Origin of the sequence: Streptomyces sp. NPDC021562 (genome assembly GCF_040640875.1) — a bacterium.
Lineage (GTDB): Bacteria > Actinomycetota > Actinomycetes > Streptomycetales > Streptomycetaceae > Streptomyces.
This window is the reverse complement of record NZ_JBFACN010000003.1, coordinates 1-22287: the sequence shown is the minus strand read 5'-3', so window position 1 is coordinate 22287 and position 22287 is coordinate 1. Positions and strand designations below refer to the sequence as shown.

The window sequence follows — 22287 nt, the reverse complement described above, 5'->3', positions numbered from 1 at the left end:
AACGGCGCCCCCCGCGGCCCCCGGGCCCCCGGGCCCCCGGGCCCCCGGCTCACGCCACGAGTCTCTCCGCCTCCTCGACCGCCTCCGCCAGCGAGTCCACCACCGGCACACCGGCCTCCTCCAGGCTCGCCCGGCCGTGTGACCCCCCGGTGTACAGCACGGCCTTCGCGCCGGCCGCCCGCGCGGCCACCGCGTCGTCCGCCGCGTCCCCGATCACCACGGTCCGGCCGGGCGCGACGTCCTCCAGCTGCCGCAGGTGCCGCACCATGTGCTCGGCCTTGCTGCCCCCGGACGGCCCGACCCGCCCCTCCACCCGCAGGAAGTGCGGCTCGATGCCGAACCCGCGCACCAGCGGCACGAGTTCGTCGTGCACGTACATGCTCAGCAGCGACTGACTGCGCCCCACCGAACGCCACCCGGCCAGCAGCTCGGCCGCCCCCTCGGTCAGCCCGCACCGGCCGCGGTGCTCGGCGTAGTACGAGTGGAAGATCTCGTCCATGACCTCCCACTCGGACTGCGTCGGCAACCGCCCCATCAGCCGCTCGTAGAACTTCGGCACCGGCACGCAGTACAGCGCCCGGTACTGCTCAAGGGTGATCGGCGCCAGGCCCAGCTCGGCCGAGGCCGCGTTCGTCGCTCCGATGATCGCGTCGTTGTCGTGGAACAGCGTTCCGTTCCAGTCCCAGACGATGTGTGCGCGTTCATGCTTCCCCATGCCGAAAACGCTACCCGCCGTCACTGACAGGGAAGCGGTCCCCGCGGGTGTCAGCCGAGTCCCACCAGGCTGGGGATCTCCTGCGTGGCGTACCAGAGCAGTTCGTGGTCCTCGGCCCCGTCCACCACGAACTGCGCGTCGTCGTCCCCGCCGTCCGCGGCCGGCAGCGCCCCGGCCGCCGCGGTCACGTCGTCCTGCGCGTCGTCGGAGTCGACGTGCACGGCGGCCGCCTTGGCCAGCGCCACCGTCGTCGCCACCCGCACCTCGCCCAGGGCGGCCGGGTCGAGGCCACGGTCCGGATCGGACGCCGCGGCGCCGTCGGGGACGTCCACGGCGACCACGACCCGGCGCCGCGGCGCGTCCGGGTCGGCGGCGAGCAGCCGCAGGGAGGCCAGCGCGGCGCGGTTGAGCGCGGCGTACTCCAGTTCCTCCATGTCGTCGGAGAGGTACCACTCGCGCAGGGCGGGCGTGACGGCGTAGGCGACGAACGGACCGGTCCCCAGCTCGCCCGTCTTGTACGCCTCGGCGAGCGCGGGGAGGGTCAGGGGGACGTAGACGCGCATGCTGGCCGCTCTCTCTGGACGCTTCGACTCTGCCGGTGCCGCTCTCCCGAAGGCCGTCGGGCGTTCCGGAGAGGGCCTTCAGGATACGTGCGGGCGTCCCCTTTCGGGTCCCGGGCGGTGACTCCGCGGGCGTCCACCCGGCACCCCTCGATTCACCCGGTACCGCCGCCCGCCCGGCGGGTTTTCCCCACCCACGACCACTCGGATAGGTGAATTCTGCTGGCTCCTGACACGCGCCGCTCTCGCCTTGCCGCCGCCGTCCCGGTCCCCGTACAAGATCCCCAACCTCAAGTTACCGCCCGGTACCAGCCGGGCCGCCGATCGGGGACCCCCCATGAACAAGGTCATGACCCGGACCGCCCAGCCCCGCCCCACCGCCACCCGCCCACCCGGCCGCCGCGACTCCCGCCGCCCCGCCGCCCCGGCCTCCCGCAGGCCGCTCGGCCCACCGGCGACCCCGACCGGCCCACGGCCCACCGACCTCTTCGCGGAGCGTCTGCTGGCCGTGCTGAGCGGACGCCGCCCGGTCCACTGGATGCTCCGGCACACCGCGGGCGCCGCCTACGACGACCTGGCCCGCCTCGCCGAACACGGCCCCCTGCGCACCCGCGGGACCGACCCCGTCGTCCGCGACATCGGCTACTTCGTCCCCCGCACCGGCGCCCTGGAAGTCTTCGCCCGCATCGCGGCGGGCGACCAGCTCCGCGCCATGGCCTTCCGCCTGGAACAGGGCCCCGACCTGCGCTGGCGCTGCACAGCGGTGGAACTGGGCGGCCCCCGCCCACCCCGGTCCGGTTGAGATCCACGCCAAGCAGCGGCCGGCGCCGTCGGGGGCGAGGCCCGCCGGCCCCGGACGGACCGTGGGCTCCGCGAGCGGCCCATGCGTTCCGCGGACGGCCGAAGCACGCAAGCGGCGTCCCGTCCGGGCCCCGGGGCCGCCGAGGCCCCGTACGCCGAAGGGCCGGCCCTCCCCGTAGGGATGGCCGGCCCTCCTGGAGGCGCTGTCGTCGCCGTCACTTCCGGCGGCGGCTGCCCTTCGCCTGCTTGCGGCGCTCCGCGCGGGTCAGGCCGTCGGCCTCGGAACGGGCCGGCTTGTCGTCGTCGTAGTCGAAGTCGCCCTCGACGAGGCCGCCCTCGCCGTCCACGGTGGCCGCGGAGAAGTGCATGCCCCGCCGCTGCGGCGCCTCCAGGCCCTTGGCGCGGATCTCGGGACGCGAGGAACCCGCCTGCGCCGGCACCGCGTCCTGGACACCTTCCACGGCCGCCCCGGAGTCCTCGACCGGGACCTCCTCGACCTGCTGCTCGACCTGGACCTCCAGGTTGAACAGGTAGCCGACGGACTCCTCCTTGATGCCGTCCATCATCGCGGTGAACATGTCGAAGCCCTCACGCTGGTACTCGACCAGCGGGTCCTTCTGGGCCATCGCGCGCAGGCCGATGCCCTCCTGGAGGTAGTCCATCTCGTAGAGGTGCTCACGCCACTTGCGGTCCAGGACCGACAGCACGACCCGGCGCTCCAGTTCACGCATGATCTCCGAGCCGAGCTGCGCCTCACGCGAGGCGTACTGCTCGTGGATGTCGTCCTTGATGGACTCGGAGATGTACTCGGCGGTCAGGCCCGCACGGTCGCCGGCCGCCTCCTCCAGCTCCTCGATGGTGACCTTCACCGGGTAGAGCTGCTTGAAGGCACCCCACAGCCGGTCGAGGTCCCAGTCCTCCGGGAAGCCCTCGGCGGTCTCCGCGCCGACGTACGCGTCGATCGTGTCGTCCATGAAGTGCTGGATCTGTTCCTGAAGGTCCTCGCCCTCCAGGACCCGGCGGCGCTCGCCGTAGATGACCTCGCGCTGCCGGTTGAGCACCTCGTCGTACTTCAGGACGTTCTTACGGGTCTCGAAGTTCTGCTGCTCCACCTGCGACTGCGCGGACGCGATCGCGCGGGTGACCATCTTGTTCTCGATCGGCACGTCGTCCGGCACGTTCGCCATGGACATCACGCGCTCGACCATCTGGGCCTTGAACAGGCGCATCAGGTCGTCACCGAGGGAGAGGTAGAAGCGGGACTCGCCGGGGTCGCCCTGACGGCCGCTGCGGCCGCGCAGCTGGTTGTCGATCCGGCGCGACTCGTGCCGCTCGGTGCCGAGGACGTAGAGCCCGCCGAGCTCCTTGACCTCCTCGAACTCCGCCTTCACCGCCTGCTGGGCCTTTTCCAGGGCGGCGGGCAGGGCGGCCGCCCACTCCTCGATGTGCTCCTCGGGGTCGAGGCCGCGCTGGCGCAGCTCCGCCTCGGCGAGGTCCTCGGGGTTGCCGCCGAGCTTGATGTCGGTTCCACGGCCGGCCATGTTGGTGGCCACCGTCACGGCGCCCCGGCGGCCGGCCTGCGCCACGATCGACGCCTCGCGCTCGTGGTGCTTGGCGTTGAGCACCTCGTGCTGGATACCGCGCTTGGAGAGCTGCTGCGAGAGGTACTCCGACTTCTCGACGGAGGTGGTGCCGACCAGGATCGGCTGGCCCTTCTCGTGCTTCTCCGCGATGTCGTCGACGACCGCCTCGAACTTGGCGACCTCGGTGCGGTAGATCAGGTCCGACTGGTCCTTGCGGATCATCGGCTTGTTCGTCGGGATCGGCACCACGCCGAGCTTGTAGATCTGGTGGAACTCGGCGGCCTCGGTCATGGCCGTACCGGTCATGCCGGACAGGCCGGGCAGTTCCTTGCCGTTGTGGTCGTGGCGCTTGTAGAGGCGGAAGAAGTTCTGCAGGGTGATCGTGGCGAGGGTCTGGTTCTCGTCCTTGATGTCCACCCCTTCCTTCGCCTCGATCGCCTGGTGCATGCCCTCGTTGTAGCGGCGGCCGGCGAGGATACGGCCGGTGTGCTCGTCGACGATCATGACCTCGCCGTCCATGACGACGTAGTCCTTGTCCTTCTTGAAGAGCTCCTTCGCCTTGATGGCGTTGTTCAGGTAGCCCACCAGAGGGGTGTTCACCGACTCGTAGAGGTTGTCGATGCCCAGCCAGTCCTCGACCTTGGAGACACCGGACTCGTGGATGGCGACCGTGCGCTTCTTCTCGTCGACCTCGTAGTCGCCGGTCTCCTCGATGCCCTTGAGCGGGTTGCCGGCCTCGCCCTTCTTCAGGCGCAGGACCAGCTTGGCGAAGTCGCCGTACCACTTGGTGGCCTGGTCGGCCGGGCCGGAGATGATCAGCGGCGTACGGGCCTCGTCGACCAGGATGGAGTCGACCTCGTCGACGATGGCGTAGTTGTGGCCGCGCTGGACCAGTTCGTCCTGGGCCCACGCCATGTTGTCGCGCAGGTAGTCGAAGCCGAACTCGTTGTTCGTGCCGTAGGTGATGTCGGCGGCGTACTGCTCGCGGCGCTGGGCCGGCGTCATGTTGGCCAGGATGCAGCCGACGCTCAGGCCGAGGAACTTGTGGACGCGGCCCATCATCTCGGAGTCGCGCTCGGCCAGGTAGTCGTTGACCGTGATGAGGTGCACGCCCTTGCCGGCCAGCGCGTTCAGGTACGCGGGCAGGGTGCCGACGAGGGTCTTGCCCTCACCGGTCTTCATCTCGGCCACATAGCCGAGGTGGAGGGCCGCGCCGCCCATGATCTGCACGTCGTAGTGGCGCTGGCCGAGGACGCGCTTGGCGGCCTCGCGGACGGTCGCGAACGCCTCGGGGAGCAGGTCGTCGAGGCTCTCGCCGTCCTGGTAGCGCTGCTTGTACTCATCGGTGAGGGCCCGCAGCTCGGCGTCGGAGAGGTCGACGAAGTCCTCTTCGATGGAGTTGACCTGGTCCGCGATGCGGTGCAGCTTGCGCAGGATCTTGCCTTCGCCTGCACGCATGATCTTCGAGAGGACGGACACGGGGGTTTGTCTCCTTGCCGGTCGGGCCTGGGACGGTCGGTTTCCATTTGACTTACTGAGCAACGGCCATCGTATGCGAGGACCCGGGCGCGCCGGGAGGCCTGGCGGCCCGACGACCGTCGGCTGCTTTTCCGATTCATACGGGACAACGGCCGGGGTGCGCAGATAGTGCCGCGCCGGACCGAGGAATTGTGCGAAATGTGATCACCCGGTCACGGAGCGCGAAAGAGCTGGCGGGCCGGGCGGCGGGCCGCGCAGAATCAGCCGATGGACCCCGTCACGCTCACCACTCCTCGTCTGCTGCTGCGCGCGGTCGGCCCGCAGGACACCGACGCGGTGTACGCGGCCGTCCAGGATCCCGACATCCAGCGCTGGACGACGATTCCCTCCCCCTACCTCCCGGAGCACGCGCGCGGCTTCACGGAGCAGATGGTTCCCGACGGCTGGTCCGACGGCTCGATGTTCACCTTCGGGGTCTTCCTTCCCACCAAGGGCCTGGCCGGGATGCTCGCGCTCACCATGCGCTCGCTGGGGACGGCCGAGGTGGGCTTCTGGGCCGCACAGGAGCACCGCGGCCGCGGCTACATCACCGAGGCCACCCGCGCCGTCGCCCGCTGGGCCTTCACCGAGATGGCGATCGACCGGGTCGAATGGCGTGCCGAGGTCGGCAACCACCCCTCGCGCGCGGTCGCGGAACGCGCGGGTTTCACCATGGAGGGCACCCTCCGCTCCTGCCTCAACAACAAGGGCGTCCGACGCGACTGCTGGGTGGGCTCCCTGCTCCCGTCCGACCTGGGCCTGCCGTCGGCCGCGCCCTACCTCCCCGCGCCTTCACGGGACTGAGACCGCAGCTCTTACCGCACTGTCAGTGGCACCCTCTAGGGTCCGGGACATGACGACCCTTCCGCGCCCCGCCGCCCTCTCGGCGGACGAAGCCCGCCGTATCGCCCTGAAGGCCCAGGGCTTCCTCGGTGCCCCGGACCGCCGCTCGGGCGTCCGGGGCGTGCTCCGCCACCTCGGCGCGGTCCAGCTCGACACCATCTCGGTCCTCGCCCGCTCCCACGAGCTCGTCCCGTACGCCCGCCTCGGCCGCGTGGGCCGCAGGGCGGTGGAGGCCGCCTACTGGCAGGACACCCATGCCTTCGAGTACTGGTCGCACGCGGCCTGCATCCTCCCCATCGAGGAATGGCCGCACTTCGCGTTCCGCCGCCGCGCCTACCGCGACCGCCCGCACTGGAACCACGACCTCCCCGAGGGTGTCTACGACCAGGTCATCAAGCAGCTGCGCGCCGAGGGCCCGCTGACCGCCACCGAGTTGGGCGGCGCGAAGAAGACCAGCGAGTGGTGGGACTGGTCCGGCACCAAGGTCGCCGTGGAGCGCGCGCTGATGTACGGCGAGGTGGTGTGTGTCGAGCGGCGCGGCTGGAAGCGGGTGTACGACCTCGCCGAGCGCGCGGTCCCGCAGGAGTTGCTGCACGACGACCTGGACGACGCCGAGTGCCTGCGGCGCCTGGTGCGGCTGGCCGGGCAGTCGCTGGGGGTCGGTACGCGTGCGGACATCGCCGACTACCACCGGCTGAAGGGTGAGCAGGTCGACGCGGTGATCGCCGACTCGGGGCTGGTACCGGTGGAGGTGGAGGGCTGGGGGAAGCCCGCCTGGGCCGACCCCGCGGTCCTGGCCGCACCGCTGCGCGGCCGGCACCGTACGACGCTGCTCTCCCCGTTCGACTCCCTGATCTGGGACCGGGCGCGCACGGAGCGGATCTTTGGCTTCACCCACCGGCTGGAGGCCTACGTACCGAAGCCGAAGCGGGTGCACGGCTACTACGCGATGCCGGTGCTGGCCGGCGGCCGTCTGGTGGGCCGGGTGGATCCGGCACGCGAGGCCGGCGGGGTCCTGGTGGCCCGCCAGGTCACGCTGGACGGCCCGAAGGCGGTCCCGGCGGTCGCGGAGGCGCTGGTGGAGGCGGCGAGCTGGGTGGACTGCACGACGGTGCGGGTGGAGCGCGTGGACGCTCCCGAGCTGCGCGAGCCCCTGATCCGGGAGGTGACCCGCTTCCTGACGGCCGCGCTGCGCTGACGGCTGCCGGCTCGGCTGTCGGCGTCGCCGCCTCAGCGGATCTCCAGGATCTTCTCCCGCATCGCGTAGACCACCGCCTCCATCCTGGAGTGCAGCTGGAGCTTCTCCAGGATGTTGCGCACGTGGTTCTTCACGGTGTTCTCGGAGATGAACAACTCCTTCGCGATGTCGCGGTTGTTCATCCCCGTGGCGACGAGCTTGAGCACCTCGAGTTCACGGTCGGTGAGCCGCGGCGCCGGCACCAGCCGGCGCTCGTCGGTGCGCTGGATCATCGACTTGAACTCGGTGAGGAGTTTCGACGCCATGGACGGGCTGATCTGCGACTGCCCGTCGGCCACCGCGCGGATGGCGGTGGCCACCTCGTCGGTGGAGATCTCCTTGAGGAGATAACCGGTCGCGCCCGCCTTGATCGCTTCGTAGAGGTCGGCCTCCTCGTCGCTGATCGTCAGCATGATGATCTTCGCGCTGGGCGCGACCTCCTTGATGGAGGTGCAGGCCTCGATACCCCCGCGCTTGGGCATCCGGACGTCCATCAGCACGATGTCGGGCAGCAGGTCGGCGGCCTTGTCGACGGCCTCGGCACCGTCGCCCGCCTCCCCGACGACCTGGATGTCCTCCTCGGCGGCGAGGACGATCTCCAGACCGCGGCGGAAGAGGGCGTGGTCGTCCACGACAAGGACTCTGATCGGTTCCCTGCGCGGAGTGCCGCCCGCGTCCGGGCCCATGCCGACGACGCCGTCGCGGGCGCCCCCGTCCTGCATCGGTCCGAAGCTTTCCGCCATCGTTCCTCCCCCTGAAGGCTGTGGCCTGTGGTGCTGTGCCATCGCCAACCCAAGGCAGCGGCCCACCGGTTGGGCCACTGCCGCCATGATTCCATGCCGGGCCGACAACGCGGTGCCAGAGCGGGGCGCGAAGTGGTCGCACACCGGTGCCCCCGGGGGCGCACACGCGCTTCCAGGGGCACAGGCTCAGTTGCGTGCCGGGCGGGTCAGCCGCCCAGCGTGCCTCCCGCCGCCGGGGGCTCCGCCTGGGTCACCATCGGGTCGGTGCTGAGGTGGATGACGCCGTAGTCGTAAGCGTGCCGGCGGTAGACGACGCTCGGCTCCTTGGACTCGGAGTCGACGAACAGGTAGAAGTCGTGTCCGACCAGTTCCATCTCGTAGAGGGCCTGGTCGAGGCTCATCGGGGAGGCGACGTGGGTCTTCTCGCGGACGATCAGCGGGCCTTCGCCGCGGACCTCCAGCGAGCCGATCTTCTTGGTGGGGACGCCGTCCGTGTCCTCCGACGGGACGGGGGTGCCGTTCCCGTTGAGTGTGGCCGCGCCCGGGACGTGGTCGGGGACCTCGGCGGCCGAGATCCGCCGCGAACCGCGGCGCGAGAACCGCTTGTCGTGCTGCTTGCGCAGCCGCGCGTCCAACTTCTCCGCCGCCAGGTCGAGCGCCGCGTACGGGTCACTGGCCGCTGCCTCCGCCCGGATCACCGGACCGCGGGAGCGGAGCGTGATCTCCACTCGGTCGCAACGGTCGGCCTGTCGGGGGTTGGGCTCCTTGGAGACCTCGACGTCGAGGCTGATCACCTTGCCGTCGAGCTTCTGGATCTTCTCCAGCTTCAGCTTCTCGGCCACGTGCTTGCGGAACCGCTCGGGCACCTCGGTCTTGCGGCCCTTGACGACGATGTCCACGCAGAACTCCGTTCCCGGATCGCTCCGCTCCACTGGCGGAGCATCTCCCTTTTTGCACCCGACTCCGGTGAACCCCGGAGCCTCGGACTCGGCGACTTCACCTCCTCCTCCCCCATGGGCAAGATCTGCACCCCGGCACCGCGATGATTACGGAAAAACCGCGGCACGGCATTCGGATATGAGGGGCATGGCCTGCGGCTTTCTCCCTCACAACCGAACATATCTCGCCCGGACGGCTGTCGTCACCCTCTACTGATGCGTACCTCCATTCCAGTGAATTGGTCCCGTCACTACCTGCAACGATGTTGGTTCGCAGTCAGTTCCGTTTCATTTCGAAAGAATCTGGTGCGGCCGCGATCACAGCGGCACGGACCGGCCCCGCGAGGGAGTTCCCTGCGGTCTTTCCCGGTGCGTTCCGTGTCCACTTCGCTGGTTCTTCTCCTGATCCGGCCTTCCGTTCCTCCCTTACTTCCCAGGTCGCGCGCCGATACACAGCCCTCGTGGTTTCTCCTGTCCCACCGGGCGCGGTGGCCTCCCGTACCGCGCGAGCCGCCTCCGCGAGAGTGGCGCCGGTGGTCACCAGGTCGTCGACGAGGACGACCCGGCCCCCGGCGAGCAACCGTGCACCGCTCGCCGTCACCTCCAGCGCGTCCGCGAGGTTGGCCAGCCGCTGCCGGGAGTCGAGCCCCGACTGGTCGGCCACGGCCCGCCGGTGCCGCAGCACCGCCACCACCCGGGCCGGAACGCCGGAGCGCCGCAGTTCCGCTGCCGCCGCGAGGGCGATCCGCCGCATCGGATCGTGTCCCCGCGCCCGCACGGCCCACCGCGCCGAGGGCACCGGGACGAGCAGCACGGGGTCCGTGGCACTGGCCCCGTCCCTCCCGTCACCTGTCGGAGTACCCGCACCGTCCGCGCCGTCCCGCCAGGAGGCGACGATCCGCACGCCCCGCCCCTGCCGCGACGCGGCCCGCACGGCTCCCGCGAGGGCCGCGCCCAGGGCCCCGGCGAGCGCCAGCGCACCCCGCTCCTTGTGGGCGAGGAGAGCCGCCCGCACCGCGTCCGCGTAAGGCGCCGCCGCGTACACCGCCGGCAGCCCGGGCGGCTCCGGCACCGGTCGCACCCGGCGCGGCGCGGCCCCGCTCAGGGCGGCACGGCACTGCGCACAGAGCACCGTGCGAGGCGTCCCACAGCCTCCGCACTCGGCCGGTAGCACCAGGTCGGTGAGGTCCTGCCACCACCCCCGCATGCGCCCACTGTGCCCCTCCGCGCCCGGACCGGCCACCCCTGTGGACAACCACCTGTGGACAACTCCGTACGCGCCACGCACCACGTCACCCGCGCGGGTGAGAAGGAGGTTCAGCCCGGATAGACCGGCGCCGAACCGTCCTTGATCACCTTCTCCCACTGGTCCCCGGTGGGCAGCCGGACGATCCCGTCGTCCTGCGAGTCGGCCACCAGCGGCACCCGGTCGTCCTCGGACGCGGCGATCGCGAGGACACCCGTGAGGGCCGCCGGCGCGGGCCCGTCCGGCGTGGAACCGTCGACCTGGACGTAACGCGTCTGCTGCACGCCGCCCTGCTCCCGCCCCACCACCACGAGCCGGCTGTCACCGGCCCAGGACATCGCGGTGACCTCCTCGGAGCCGGGAGTCGCCGAGCGCAGTTCGAGGACCGAGACCTCCTGCTGGTCACCGGACCTGGTGCGCTCGATCCGTCCTACGTACAGCGACTGCTCGCCGTCCTTCTCCACGACGAGCGCGATCCGCGCCCCGTCGGCGGCGACCCGCACGTCCTTGATCCGGCCGTTCAGCTCGGGCACCTGCACCGCCAGCGGCTGCCCGACGCCCTTCGCCAGCACGTACAGCCGCGGTTTGGCGGGGTCGCGGTCGGCCACCCACAGGTCGCCCCGGGCGTCCCAGCTCGGCGCCGTCAGCCGGTCGTCGGCGGTCGCACCGTGGCTGGCCAGCACGGCACCGCCCAGCGAACCGTCCGACGCAAGCGAGGTGACGTACAGGTCCCGGCCGTCGCCGGTGACACCGGCCGCGGTGCGCTCGTCGCGGGCGACCGCCACCGACCGCAGCGGCCTGGTGCCCGCACCGAACAGCCCGGGTACCGCCACCGCGCCGGTACCGGTGCCGCCGGTCGGCATCCGCACCAGCCGGTGCTTGCTGTCGAGGAAGTACAGGTATTCGGGCCGCTTGGTGGAGGCGCGCCAGGCGGTGGTCTCGGCCTGGTCCTCGTCGACGTCGCACATGTGGGCGCCGGTGACGGACTGCAGGGCGACCGAGTCCACGGTGGGCGTCAGGTTCCGCAGCGTGAACAGCAACTGGGTCGCCATCTCGGTGCACCTGGCCGCACCGATCCGGGACGCACGCACGTTCAGCGGCACGGTGAGCCGGTTCTGGTCGTCGGGCGCCAGCCCGGACACGCCCTTCTTCAGCGCCGTACCGGTCGGGAAACTCGACCGGACCACCGGGCCGAGCCAGGTGGTGGGGCCGCTCAGCAGCGAACGCACCAGCTGGGTCGTGGGATCCACCCGGCTCCGGACGAACACGGGGTCGGCGACCGCCACCGGCTGCCCGGTCTCCCCCGCCGAGGTGTCCGAGGCGAAGTAGTACTTGTCGACGGACGTGTAGGTGCGCTGGAAGTCCGACTTGCCCAGCACGACACCCTGCGGGAGCGCGTCGATCCGCCACTGGCCGCTCTTGGCGTCCTTCGTCAGATGCACCGTCTTGCGGTACGCCCCGTCGGAGGGCGCGTACGCCTGCGCCGCGTCGACCGTGGCCACCCGGCTGCCCTGAAGCAGGTAGGTCATGCTGTCCGCGTCGTCCTGGTCGGCCGGGCGTCCGGTGGCCTGGATGCTCGGCCCGTTCGCCAGCACGGTCGCCTGCGATTCCGGCCGCCAGGTCTTCGCCGCCGCCGCCGTCAGGTACTTGCGCGCCGTGTCGTAGTGCGGGTCGTCACTGGTCAGGGCCTCCAGGAAGCCCTGCACGATCTCGGTGGACGAGGCGTCCTGCTGCGGCGGCATGGCGAACACCCGCACCTGGGTGTCCTGCCGTGGCGTGGACTCGACGTCCCGCAGGTCGCCGCTGTCCGGCATGGAGGCACAGCCCGCCAGCAGGACGACACCACAGGCCGCGTAGGCCACCGCGCGCACCGGTCTGCGTCGGGCGCCCCCCTCGCGGTCAGCGCCCACGAAATGCCTCCCCTGGCTTGTTCGAGTCGTCCGCCCGGCCGGCCCCTGTGCCCTCCTGACGTCCGGCGCCCTGCGTCGGCCGGGGCACCACGCGCGCGCCGCTGCCGGGCAGCGCGGTCGGGTCGGCGGTCGGCGCCGCGGTGGCCGACCGCTGCGTCATGGACGCGAGCGGTGACGACTGGCCGCCGGACTGCACCGGCACGGTCGCCCGCTTGTCCTCGCCGCCGCGCGGGAGACCGGCGTCGTCGAGGCCCCGGTTGCGCCGGGAGTCCTTGGGCTCCAGAGGTATCGGCGAGCCCCGCAGCGGCTCGTCCGCGGTCCTCGGCAGGGTCAGCCGGAACTGCGACCCGCCGCCCGGCTCCCCCCAGGCCTGCAGCCAGCCGCCGTGCAGCCGTGCGTCCTCCAGGGCGATCGACAGACCCAGCCCCGTACCACCGGTGGTACGCGCGCGTGCCGGGTCCGCCCGCCAGAAGCGGCTGAAGACCCGGGTCGCCTCACCGGGCTTGAGCCCCACGCCGTAGTCGCGCACCGCGACCGCGACGGCGCCGCCGGCCGCGGCCAGCTTGACGACGACGTCCCGGCCCTCACCGTGTTCGACGGCGTTGACGACGAGGTTGCGCAGCACCCGCTCCACCCGTCGCGCGTCCGCCTCGGCCACCACCGGCTGCAGGTCGCCGACCACGCGTATGTGCGTGCCCTTGCGCTCCGCGAGCGGCTCGGCGCCGCTGACCACCCGCCGTACGACCTCCCGGAGGTCTATCGGCTCGGCCTCCAGCGCCGCCGCGCCCGCGTCGAAGCGGCTGATCTCCAGCAGGTCGGCGAGCAGCGACTCGAACCGGTCCAGCTGGTCGGCGAGCAGCTCCGCCGACCGCGCGGTGATCGGGTCGAAGTCCTCGCGCGCCTCGTGGATGACGTCGGCGGCCATCCGCACGGTCGTCAGCGGGGTGCGCAGTTCGTGCGACACGTCCGACACGAACCGGCGCTGCATCCGCGACAGGTCCTCCAGCTGCTGGATCTTCAGCTGGAGGTTCTGCGCCATCTTGTTGAAGGCCTCGCCGAGCCGGGCGATGTCGTCCTCGCCGGTGACCTTCATCCGCTCCTGGAGCCGCCCCGCCGACAGCCGCTCGGCGATCCCGGCCGCCATCCGCACGGGCGTGACGACCTGCCGCACCACCAGCCAGGCGATGGCCCCGAGGAGTACGACGACGAAGAGCCCGGCGGTCGCGAGCGTGCCCTTGACCAGGCTGAGCGACTTCTCCTCCTGGGTGAGGGGGAAGAGGTAGTACAGCTCGTACGGGTTGTTGTTCGGGTCGGTGACCTGCTTGCCGATGACCAGAGCGGGCTGCGACTCCTTGTCGTCCGTGTACATGATCCGGGTGTAGCTCTGCGCGGCGGTCATGCTGCCGTTGATCCGCGCGCGCAGGTCGGCGGGCACGCTGGCCGTCGGGTCGACGAACCCCGAGGCACGGGTGCGGCCGCCGCCGCTGTTGTTGTCACCCGTGGGCAGCGTCACGACGTCGAAGGCGCCCTGCCCGCCACTGGACAGGGACTCCACGAGGTCGCTCATCCATGAGATGAGGGTCTGCGACTGCCGTCCGTCCGCCGTGTCGGCGGCACCGGCCGCGGCCGCCTCGTCGGCTTTCTGCTTGGCCACCGCGAAGCCGCCGGTGGCCTGGGACTGCGAGGCCTTCACCTTGGCGTCCAGCAGGCCGTTGCGCACCTGCCCGATGACGACGAAGCCGAGCAGGAGAACGACGCCCAGCGACATCAGCAGGGTCGTGACGACGACCTTGAGCTGGATGTTGCGCCGCCACAGCCGCATGACCGGCAGCAGCGGCCGGCGCACCCAGCGGATGAGCAGCCGCAGCACCGGGCTGCCCTGGACCCCGCCCTCGAGCAGGCCGCCCTCGAAGAGCAGCCGCCAGCGCGCACCGGGCCGGTCTCCGCCGACAGGCCGCTCCGGGCGGTCCCCGGACCGGCCGGGGGCCGAAGCGGCACTGTCCTCGGACATGTCAGCTCGGTCCTGCCTTGTATCCGACACCACGGACGGTCACCACGATCTCCGGCCGCTCCGGGTCCTTCTCGACCTTGGAGCGCAGCCGCTGGACGTGAACATTGACGAGACGGGTGTCCGCCGCGTGCCGGTAGCCCCAGACCTGCTCCAGGAGCACCTCACGCGTGAACACCTGCCACGGCTTGCGGGCGAGCGCGACCAGCAGGTCGAACTCCAGCGGGGTCAGCGCGATCGACTGCCCGTCCCGCTTCACCGAGTGCCCGGCCACGTCGATGACCAGGTCACCTATGGTGAGCTGCTCGGGAGCCGGCTCCTCCGACCTCCGCAGCCTCGCCCGGATCCGGGCGACCAGCTCCTTCGGCTTGAACGGCTTCACGATGTAGTCGTCCGCGCCCGACTCCAGGCCCACGACCACGTCGACGGTGTCGCTCTTCGCCGTGAGCATCACGATCGGCACCCCGGACTCCGCCCTGATCAGGCGGCACACCTCGATGCCGTCCCGACCGGGCAGCATCAGGTCCAGCAGCACCAGATCCGGCTTGGTCTCACGGAAAGCGGCCAGTGCCTTGTCACCGTCGGCTACGAAAGACGGCTCAAAACCTTCACCACGCAGCACGATGCCGAGCATCTCGGCCAGTGCGCTGTCGTCGTCGACGACAAGGACTCGTCCCTTCATAAACGACATCATCCCATTCTCATAACAGTGAAGGTTGCGCAGGTGACCAGGGTCACCGGCTGGTGACCATAGTCGCAGGGAACCGTCACTGTCTGCCCCCGGTCCACCGAGGTCGATGTCAGTCCGGGACGCCGACACCCGCCCGCACGCCGATCCCTACGCCTGGCCGATCAGCACGCCGCCGAGGCACAGGGCCGCCGCAAGCCACAGCAGGCCCCTTCCGCCGCTCCGGCCCGCGGCCCGCCGCTCGAGTTCCCGCGCACTCAGCAACCCGCCGCAGAGCAGCAGAGCGCCGGCAACCACACGTCTGATCAACCCATGTCCTCACTGACTCGTGGTCACTCCACCCGCCCTGGCGCACAGCTCGGCAAGGGCCTCGGCCGTGACGGGCGAGACGACGCCTTCCTCGGTGACGACGGCCGTCACCAGCTCGGGCGGCGTCACGTCGAACGCCGGGTTGTACGCCTGGGTCCCCAACGGTGCCACCGGAACCCCGCCTCCCGCTCCCGTCACCGGCAGGTGCGGCGCTGTGACCTCGGTCACCTCATACCCGGGGCGCTGTTCCACCTCGATGGCCGCCCCGTCCGGAGTCCCGGGATCAACCGTCGTCAACGGCGCCACCACGATGAACGGCACATGGTGGTAGCGCGCCAGCACCGCGAGCGGATAGCTCCCCACCTTGTTCGCCACGGAACCGTCGGCCGCGATCCGGTCCGCCCCCACCAGCACCGCGTCCACCTCCCCCGCCGCGAACAGCGAACCGGCCGCGTTGTCGGTGAGCAAGGTGTACGCCATACCGCTGCGGGCCGCCTCGTACGCCGTCAGGCGCGCGCCCTGCAGCAACGGCCGTGTCTCGTCCACCCACAGCCGCCGCAGCCGCCCCGCCCGATGCGCCCGCAGGGCCACCGCGAACGCCGTGCCCTCCCCTCCCGACACCAGCGCACCGGTGTTGCAGTGGGTCAGGATCCGATGCCCTCCGCCGGGCAGCAGCTCGTCAAGGAGCGCCAGCCCGTGCTCGGCCATCCGGCCGCTGGCCTCGGCGTCCTCCCGGTGCACCGCCCGCGCCGCGGCCAGCGCAGCCGCGGCCGCCGCCCCCAGATCGCCCTCCGCGGCGAGGGCGGACCGGTACGCCGACGCGGCCCTGCGCACCCCCACCGACAGATTCACGGCGGTCGGCCGGGCGCCCTCCAGCGCCGCCGCCGCCTCGTCCATGTCGAAGCCCCGCGCGGCGGCGAGCGCGACGCCGTACGCCCCCGCTATCCCGAGCAGCGGAGCCCCCCGCACCGAGAGCGACCGGATCGCCTCCACCAGCGCCGGTGCGTCCGTGCACACCAGCTCGACCTCCTCCGCCGGCAGTCTTGTCTGGTCCAGAAGGACCACCACCGGCCCCTCGGGCGGCTCCTCCCACCGGATCACGGGCGTTCCCGCCGGACGCTTGTCCTCGCCGCTGTGCGCGTACTGATCAGCCATGCGGTCAGTGTTCCCCGTATCCCGCGGACAATTGAAGGTGTGCAGCCACTACCGCGGCAGGTCACTGGGCGACCGCCCCATGGCACGATGGCAGCCAACCTGCCACCGCGACCGCGGACGGGCACCGTGAAGGAGCTTCGATGAACGACACTCCGGGCTGGGCCTCGCCCGGATCCGACCCGTCCGACGGGCGGGAACCCGGCGCGTCCGCCCCTGCCGACCGCCCCGTCCCCGCAGGACCCGCCGAACAGCCTGCCGACCAGCCGGTCACGGATCCACAAGGCCCCGGTTCGAAGTGGTCCAAGGAACAGCCACCGCCCGGCCAGTGGTCCGCGCCCACCGGCGCCCCGGCACCGGGCCAGGCGCCACCGCCGCCACCGCCCCCCGGCTCCGGCTGGGGCGGCCGGCCCCCCAGCGGCTACGGAGGCTACGGCGGACCCACCCCTCCCGGCGGCCCCGGTGGCTACGGGCCACCCGGCGGATACGGAGCCTGGGGCGGCGGCTGGGGCGGCCCCCCGCCCGCCGCCAAGCCCGGCGTGATCCCCCTGCGTCCGCTCGGCGTCGGCGAGATCCTCGACGGCGCCGTCTCCACCATGCGCACCTACTGGCGCACCGTCCTCGGCATCTCGCTCACGGTCGCCGTGGTCACCGAGGTCGCGGTGATCCTGCTGCAGGGCCTCGTCCTGAACGACACGCAGACCACCGACGTCCTCAACGACCCGAACGCCTCCTTCAGCGAGGTGAGCCGCGCCGCGGGCGGCGTCGTGGTCAGCTCCGGCGCCGTCCTGCTGATCACCCTGGTCGGCACCATCATCGCGACAGCCCTGCTGACCACCGTCACCAGCCGCGCCGTGCTCGGCAGGGCCGTGACCATCGGCGAGGCCTGGCGCGACGCCCGCCCCCAGGTCCTCAAACTGTTCGGGCTCATCGTCCTGCTGGGACTCATCGCGGTCGGCGTCCTGCTCGCCGGCGCGCTGCCCGGCATCGTCGTCGCCCTCGCCGGCGGACCCGGCGGCGCCATCGCGGCCCTGCTCGTCCTCGGCATCCTCGCGGGCGCCGTCGTCGCCGGGTGGCTGGTGATCCGCTTCTCGCTGGCCTCGCCCGCCCTCATGCTGGAGAAACAGGGCATCACCAAGTCCCTCAGCCGCTCCGCCAAGCTCGTCCGCGGCTCCTGGTGGCGGGTCTTCGGCATCCAGTTCCTGGCCGGCATCATCGCCAACATCGTCTCGTCGCTCGCCGTGATCCCCTTCGCCCTGCTCGGAGCCGTCGTCAGCGGCAACGGCTTCTCCGGCTTCCTCGAGAGCACCGGCGACAACACCGGCTGGACGTTCCTCGTCATCAGCGGCATCGGCTCCGTGATCGGCTCGATGCTCACCTTCCCGATCAACGCCGGCGTCACCGTGCTCCTCTACATCGACCAGCGCATCCGCCGCGAGGCCCTCGACCTCGAACTGGCCCGCGCCTCCGGTGTCGAAACCCACGGCACCGCCACCCCCGGCGCCGTCCCGGGGAGCTGATGCGGTGAACGGGACGGGGGGAGTCCTCACAGCGGTGCCGGCAGCCCTGCCACGCGCCGCAGGCCAAGCCGTGCGCGGCCTGCTGCAGGCCCGGGAAGCGGCCCTGGCGTCGCTGACCGGTTCGGGCGACGAGCCACCCGTGACCGTCCCGCGCGACCCCGCGCGGGACGCGGCACGGCACGAACTGTCCAAACGGATGTACCACGAGAACGACCCCGGGCTGCTGCAACGCGCACTCAACGCGGTCTTCCACTGGATCGACCGCCTGCTCTCCGCCGCCGCGTCCGCGACACCCGGAGGCACGCTGGGCCTGGTCATCGTGGTCCTCGCCGTCGTCGCCGTCCTGGGCGCCCTGTGGTGGCGCCTGGGCACCCCCCGCCACCAGCCCGTCTCCGGCGCCACCCTGTTCGACGACCGCCCCCGCAGCGCCGCCGAACACCGGGCGGCGGCCGAGGCACACGCCGCCCAGGGCCACTGGAGCCAGGCCCTCCAGGAACGCATGCGCGCCGTCGTCCGCGCCCTGGAAGAACGCGCCCTGCTCGACGTCCGCCCGGGCCGCACCGCCGACGAGGCCGCCGCCGAAGCCGGCCGCACCCTGCCCGCCCACACCGACCGGCTGCGCACCGCCGCCCGCGAGTTCGACGACGTGACATACGGCGGACGCCGGGCGACCCAGGTAGCGTACGAACGCATCGCCGAACTCGACCGCGACCTGGAACGCACCAAGCCGATGCTCACCGGCAGCGCCCCCGGCACGGCCCACGACGCCCACCGGGGAGCCGCGCGATGACCACCGGTGCGGCCCCCGACGCGGCGGCCCCGCTCCCGACCACCTCCACCGCACCCAGCGGCCGCCAGGTGTGGACCCGGAGCCGAGGCGTCGTCCTCGCCGTGGTGCTCCTGCTCGCCGGTGCGGTCGCCATCGCCGTCATCCGCTCCGACACCAGGCACGGCACCCTCGACCCGCGTTCCGCGGACCCCACCGGCAGCCGCGCCGTCGCCGAACTCCTCGCCGACCGGGGCGTGTCCACCCGCGTGGTGACCACCCTCGCCGGAGCCCGCGCGGCGACCGGCCCCGACACCACCCTGCTCGTCGCCGTACCCGACCTGCTCACACCGCGCCAGCAGTCCCAACTGCGGGCGGCGACCGGCGCGTCGGGCGGCCGCACCGTCCTCGTCGCCGCGGGCAGCACTTCCGTCGAAGGACTCGCCCCGGGCGTCACCGCCGACCCCGCCACCAGCTCCAGGTCCACCCTCGAACCGCACTGCGACCTGGCCGACGCCCGCCGCGCGGGAAGCGCCGACACCGGCGGCATCCGCTACACCACCACCCACCTCGACGCCGACTCCTGCTACCCCAGCCAGCGCCTGGCCACCCTGATCCGCGTCCCCGCCCCCTCCAAAGGCGGCGACACCGTCGTCCTCGGCTCGCCCGACATCCTGCTCAACGACCACCTCGACAAGGAGGGCAACGCCTCGCTCGCCCTCCAGCTCCTCGGCTCCCGCCCCCATCTGGTCTGGTACCTCCCCTCGCTCTACGACACCTCGGCCACCGGCACCGGCGACCAGAAAAGCCTGTTCGACCTGCTCCCCTCCGGATGGCTCTGGGGCACACTCCAGCTCTTCATCGCCGCGGGCATCGCCGCCTTCTGGCGCGCACGCCGACTCGGCCCCCTGGTGACCGAGAAACTCCCCGTGGCGATCCGCGCCTCCGAAACCGTCGAAGGCCGCGCCCGCCTCTACCGCAAGGCCAACGCCCGCGACCGCGCGGCCGCCGCTCTCCGCTCCACCACCCGCACCCGCCTCGCCCCCCTCGTAGGCGTCCCCGTCTCCCAGGCCCACGCACCCGAGGCCCTGATCCCCGCCCTCTCCGCCCACCTGCACGGCGACGGACAGGCCCTGCACCCCCTGCTCTTCGGACCGCCGCCCGGCGACGACACGGCCCTCGTCGCCCTCACCGACCAGCTCGACGCCCTCGAAAGAGAGGTACGCCGTCCATGATGGACCCGACCACTGACAACGCCGGGATCACCGGGAACCCGGCCGACGCCCGGGCCGCCCTGGAGGCCCTGCGCGCCGAGATCGCGAAAGCCGTGGTCGGCCAGGATCCCGCCGTGACCGGCCTCGTCGTCGCCCTCCTCTGCCGCGGACACGTCCTGCTCGAAGGAGTCCCCGGAGTCGCGAAGACACTGCTCGTCCGCGCCCTCGCCTCCGCCCTCGAACTGGAGACCAAACGCGTCCAGTTCACCCCCGACCTCATGCCGAGCGACGTCACGGGCTCCCTCGTCTACGACACCCGCAGCGCCGAGTTCTCCTTCCAGCCCGGCCCGGTCTTCACCAACCTCCTCCTCGCCGACGAGATCAACCGCACCCCGCCCAAGACCCAGTCGTCCCTCCTCGAAGCCATGGAGGAACGCCAGGTCACCGTGGACGGCACGCCCCGCCCGCTGCCCGACCCCTTCCTGGTCGCCGCCACCCAGAACCCCGTCGAGTACGAGGGCACCTATCCCCTTCCCGAAGCCCAACTCGACCGCTTTCTCCTCAAACTGACGATCCCGCTCCCCTCCCGCCAGGACGAGATCGACGTCCTCACCCGCCACGCCGAGGGGTTCAACCCCCGCGACCTGCGCGCCGCCGGCGTACGCCCCGTGGCGGGCCCCGCCGACCTGGAAGCCGCCCGGGCCGCGGTCGCCAAGACCTCCGTGTCCCCCGAGATCACCGCCTACGTGGTGGACATCTGCCGCGCCACCCGGGAGTCGCCGTCCCTCACCCTCGGCGTCTCCCCCCGCGGCGCCACCGCCCTGCTCGCCACGTCACGCGCGTGGGCGTGGCTGACCGGCCGCGACTACGTCATCCCCGACGACGTCAAGGCCCTCGCCCTGCCCACCCTCCGCCACCGGGTCCAGCTCCGCCCCGAGGCCGAGATGGAGGGCGTGACCGCCGACTCCGTCATCAACGCGATCCTCGCCCACGTCCCGGTCCCGCGCTGATGCCCCTCACCGGACGGGCCGCCCTGATCGCGGCCATCGGATCGATCCCCGTCGGCCTGTGGGGGCCCGGTTGGACCGGGGTCCTCGCGGTCGACGGCACGCTGGCCCTGGCCTGCGCCTGCGACGTCGCCCTCGCGGCGCCCGTACGACGCCTCGTGCTGAGCCGCTCCGGCGACACGTCGGCCCGCCTCGGCGATCCCGCGGACGTCACCCTGACGATCACCAATCCTTCCCGGCGCCTGCTCCGGGCCCGCCTCAGGGACGGCTGGCCACCCAGCAGCTGGCAACCCGGCACGGAGGCCGAGGCCTCACGGCACCGCCTGACCGTCCCCCCGGGCGAACGGCGGCGCGTCACGACCCGGCTGCGCCCCACCCGCCGCGGCGACCGCCAGGCGGACCGCGTCACGATCCGCTCCTATGGCCCCCTGGGCCTGTTCTCCCGCCAGAGCGGCCACAAAGTGCCGTGGACCGTACGGGTTCTCCCCCCGTTCACCAGCCGCAAGCATCTCCCGTCGAAACTCGCCCGATTGCGGGAACTCGACGGCCGCACCAGCGTCCTGACCCGAGGCGAGGGCACCGAGTTCGACAGCCTGCGCGAATACGTGCCGGGCGACGACACCCGTTCCATCGACTGGCGGGCCACCGCGCGGCAGTCGGCGGTCGCGGTACGCACCTGGCGTCCCGAACGCGACCGGCACATCCTGCTCGTTCTCGACACCGGCCGCACCTCGGCCGGCCGGGTCGGTGACGTGCCGCGCCTGGACGCCTCGATGGACGCGGCGCTTCTCCTGGCCGCCCTCGCCTCACGCGCCGGCGACCGCGTGGACCTGATGGCCTACGACCGTCGAGTCCGCGCTCTCGTCCAGGGCCGCGCGGCAGGCGATGTGCTTCCCTCCCTGGTCAACGCGATGGCGACGCTCGAACCGGAGCTCGTGGAAGCCGACGCCCGGGGTCTCGCCGCGACGGCGCTCCGTACGGCTCCCCGACGCTCGCTGATCGTTCTGTTCACGACGCTCGACGCCGCTCCGGTCGAAGAGGGGTTGCTTCCCGTACTGGCCCAGCTGACCCAACGCCACACCGTGCTCCTCGCCTCTGTGGCCGACCCGGGCATCGCCCGGATGGCGACGGCCCGCGGAGACACCGACGCGGTGTACGAGGCAGCAGCGGCCGCCCAGGCCCAGAGCGAACGGCACCGGACCGCGGGGCAACTCCGCCGGCACGGGGTGACCGTCGTGGACGCGACACCCGACGAGCTCGCCCCCGCGCTGGCGGACGCGTACTTGGCTCTGAAAGCGGCGGGACGACTCTGAGACCCTGGTCCTTCTGCCCCGTGCGGGGGAGGCCGGGCCGGGCCTCGGAGACCTATATATGAGGCGACCCCTATAACGCAGAAAACCCCCGCATCCGTGGATGCGGGGGTTTTCCCAATATTTGTTCGGCGGCGTCCTACTCTCCCACAGGGTCCCCCCTGCAGTACCATCGGCGCTGTGAGGCTTAGCTTCCGGGTTCGGAATGTAACCGGGCGT

The 22287-nt window shown here is 71.9% G+C and carries 19 protein-coding genes and 1 rRNA gene; 8 read left to right on the top strand and 12 right to left on the bottom strand.

Annotated features, from left to right (window positions below; all coding sequences use genetic code 11):
- Positions 1 to 49 precede the first annotated feature (49 nt).
- Both AB0G52_RS04850 and AB0G52_RS04845 read right to left on the bottom strand, forming a co-directional pair.
- Positions 50 to 715: an HAD family hydrolase gene (locus tag AB0G52_RS04850; RefSeq protein WP_132890479.1), complete on the bottom strand. Its 666-nt coding sequence runs from the start codon at positions 713 to 715 to the stop codon at positions 50 to 52.
- A 50-nt stretch (positions 716 to 765) separates the two neighbouring features.
- Entirely contained in the window at positions 766 to 1278 is a 513-nt protein-coding gene (locus tag AB0G52_RS04845; protein ID WP_132890478.1) for a hypothetical protein, read from the bottom strand.
- 334 nt (positions 1279 to 1612) lie between these two features.
- On the opposite strand from AB0G52_RS04845, the gene AB0G52_RS04840 reads away from it, so the two are divergent.
- On the top strand, positions 1613 to 2077 hold the full coding sequence (locus tag AB0G52_RS04840) for an Rv3235 family protein (RefSeq protein WP_165939432.1): 465 nt from the start codon (positions 1613 to 1615) through the stop codon (positions 2075 to 2077).
- 214 nt (positions 2078 to 2291) lie between these two features.
- On the opposite strand, the gene secA is transcribed toward AB0G52_RS04840, so the two are convergent.
- Positions 2292 to 5138: a preprotein translocase subunit SecA gene (secA, locus tag AB0G52_RS04835; RefSeq protein WP_132890477.1), complete on the bottom strand. Its 2847-nt coding sequence runs from the start codon at positions 5136 to 5138 to the stop codon at positions 2292 to 2294.
- A 267-nt stretch (positions 5139 to 5405) separates the two neighbouring features.
- Here secA and AB0G52_RS04830 point away from each other — a divergent pair, with 267 nt between their 5' ends.
- Together AB0G52_RS04830 and AB0G52_RS04825 are read left to right on the top strand one after the other, a co-directional pair.
- Positions 5406 to 5981: a GNAT family N-acetyltransferase gene (locus AB0G52_RS04830; protein WP_361333739.1), complete on the top strand. Its 576-nt coding sequence runs from the start codon at positions 5406 to 5408 to the stop codon at positions 5979 to 5981.
- Positions 5982 to 6030: 49 nt separating this feature from the next.
- The gene (locus AB0G52_RS04825; RefSeq protein WP_361333736.1) at positions 6031 to 7218 is read left to right on the top strand and encodes a crosslink repair DNA glycosylase YcaQ family protein; all 1188 of its coding nucleotides are present in this window, start codon (positions 6031 to 6033) and stop codon (positions 7216 to 7218) included.
- A 32-nt stretch (positions 7219 to 7250) separates the two neighbouring features.
- Here AB0G52_RS04825 and AB0G52_RS04820 read toward each other — a convergent pair whose 3' ends face one another.
- From AB0G52_RS04820 to mtnA, 8 genes are all read right to left on the bottom strand, one after another.
- Positions 7251 to 8000 carry a response regulator transcription factor gene (locus AB0G52_RS04820; protein ID WP_132890474.1) on the bottom strand — a complete coding sequence of 250 codons (750 nt, stop codon included), beginning with the start codon at positions 7998 to 8000 and terminating at the stop codon, positions 7251 to 7253.
- A 206-nt stretch (positions 8001 to 8206) separates the two neighbouring features.
- Positions 8207 to 8932, bottom strand: a complete 726-nt coding sequence (gene raiA, locus AB0G52_RS04815; RefSeq protein ID WP_132890473.1) for a ribosome-associated translation inhibitor RaiA — start codon at positions 8930 to 8932, stop codon at positions 8207 to 8209.
- Positions 8933 to 9215: 283 nt separating this feature from the next.
- Positions 9216 to 10145 (bottom strand): phosphoribosyltransferase family protein, encoded by a 930-nt coding sequence (locus tag AB0G52_RS04810; protein ID WP_361333733.1) that lies wholly within the window; start codon positions 10143 to 10145, stop codon positions 9216 to 9218.
- A 110-nt stretch (positions 10146 to 10255) separates the two neighbouring features.
- Positions 10256 to 12094, bottom strand: a complete 1839-nt coding sequence (locus AB0G52_RS04805) for an LpqB family beta-propeller domain-containing protein (RefSeq protein ID WP_361333731.1) — start codon at positions 12092 to 12094, stop codon at positions 10256 to 10258.
- Positions 12084 to 14105, bottom strand: a complete 2022-nt coding sequence (gene mtrB, locus AB0G52_RS04800; RefSeq protein ID WP_361333728.1) for an MtrAB system histidine kinase MtrB — start codon at positions 14103 to 14105, stop codon at positions 12084 to 12086. Before mtrB ends, AB0G52_RS04805 begins: the two co-directional genes overlap by 11 nt.
- A gap of 1 nt (position 14106) precedes the next feature.
- Positions 14107 to 14796, bottom strand: a complete 690-nt coding sequence (mtrA, locus tag AB0G52_RS04795; protein ID WP_207921802.1) for a two-component system response regulator MtrA — start codon at positions 14794 to 14796, stop codon at positions 14107 to 14109.
- Between the two features lie 144 nt (positions 14797 to 14940).
- Positions 14941 to 15087 (bottom strand): hypothetical protein, encoded by a 147-nt coding sequence (locus tag AB0G52_RS04790; protein ID WP_165939431.1) that lies wholly within the window; start codon positions 15085 to 15087, stop codon positions 14941 to 14943.
- A gap of 21 nt (positions 15088 to 15108) precedes the next feature.
- Positions 15109 to 16254, bottom strand: a complete 1146-nt coding sequence (gene mtnA, locus AB0G52_RS04785) for an S-methyl-5-thioribose-1-phosphate isomerase (RefSeq protein ID WP_361333725.1) — start codon at positions 16252 to 16254, stop codon at positions 15109 to 15111.
- A gap of 140 nt (positions 16255 to 16394) precedes the next feature.
- Between mtnA and AB0G52_RS04780 the strand changes: the two genes are divergently transcribed.
- From AB0G52_RS04780 to AB0G52_RS04760, 5 genes are read left to right on the top strand one after another with little or no spacing between them, the layout of a single operon-like run.
- Positions 16395 to 17771 carry a glycerophosphoryl diester phosphodiesterase membrane domain-containing protein gene (locus tag AB0G52_RS04780; RefSeq protein WP_132890467.1) on the top strand — a complete coding sequence of 459 codons (1377 nt, stop codon included), beginning with the start codon at positions 16395 to 16397 and terminating at the stop codon, positions 17769 to 17771.
- A 34-nt stretch (positions 17772 to 17805) separates the two neighbouring features.
- On the top strand, positions 17806 to 18561 hold the full coding sequence (locus AB0G52_RS04775) for a DUF4129 domain-containing protein (RefSeq protein WP_361333722.1): 756 nt from the start codon (positions 17806 to 17808) through the stop codon (positions 18559 to 18561).
- Positions 18558 to 19772 (top strand): DUF4350 domain-containing protein, encoded by a 1215-nt coding sequence (locus AB0G52_RS04770; protein ID WP_361333719.1) that lies wholly within the window; start codon positions 18558 to 18560, stop codon positions 19770 to 19772. Before AB0G52_RS04775 ends, AB0G52_RS04770 begins: the two co-directional genes overlap by 4 nt.
- The gene (locus AB0G52_RS04765; RefSeq protein WP_132890678.1) at positions 19772 to 20761 is read left to right on the top strand and encodes a MoxR family ATPase; all 990 of its coding nucleotides are present in this window, start codon (positions 19772 to 19774) and stop codon (positions 20759 to 20761) included. The genes AB0G52_RS04770 and AB0G52_RS04765 overlap by 1 nt, the downstream gene beginning before the upstream one ends.
- Positions 20761 to 22071: a DUF58 domain-containing protein gene (locus AB0G52_RS04760; protein ID WP_361333716.1), complete on the top strand. Its 1311-nt coding sequence runs from the start codon at positions 20761 to 20763 to the stop codon at positions 22069 to 22071. The genes AB0G52_RS04765 and AB0G52_RS04760 overlap by 1 nt, the downstream gene beginning before the upstream one ends.
- Positions 22072 to 22194: 123 nt before the next feature.
- Here the strand turns inward: AB0G52_RS04760 and rrf are convergent.
- Positions 22195 to 22287, bottom strand: a 5S ribosomal RNA gene (gene rrf, locus AB0G52_RS04755); the annotation flags it as partial.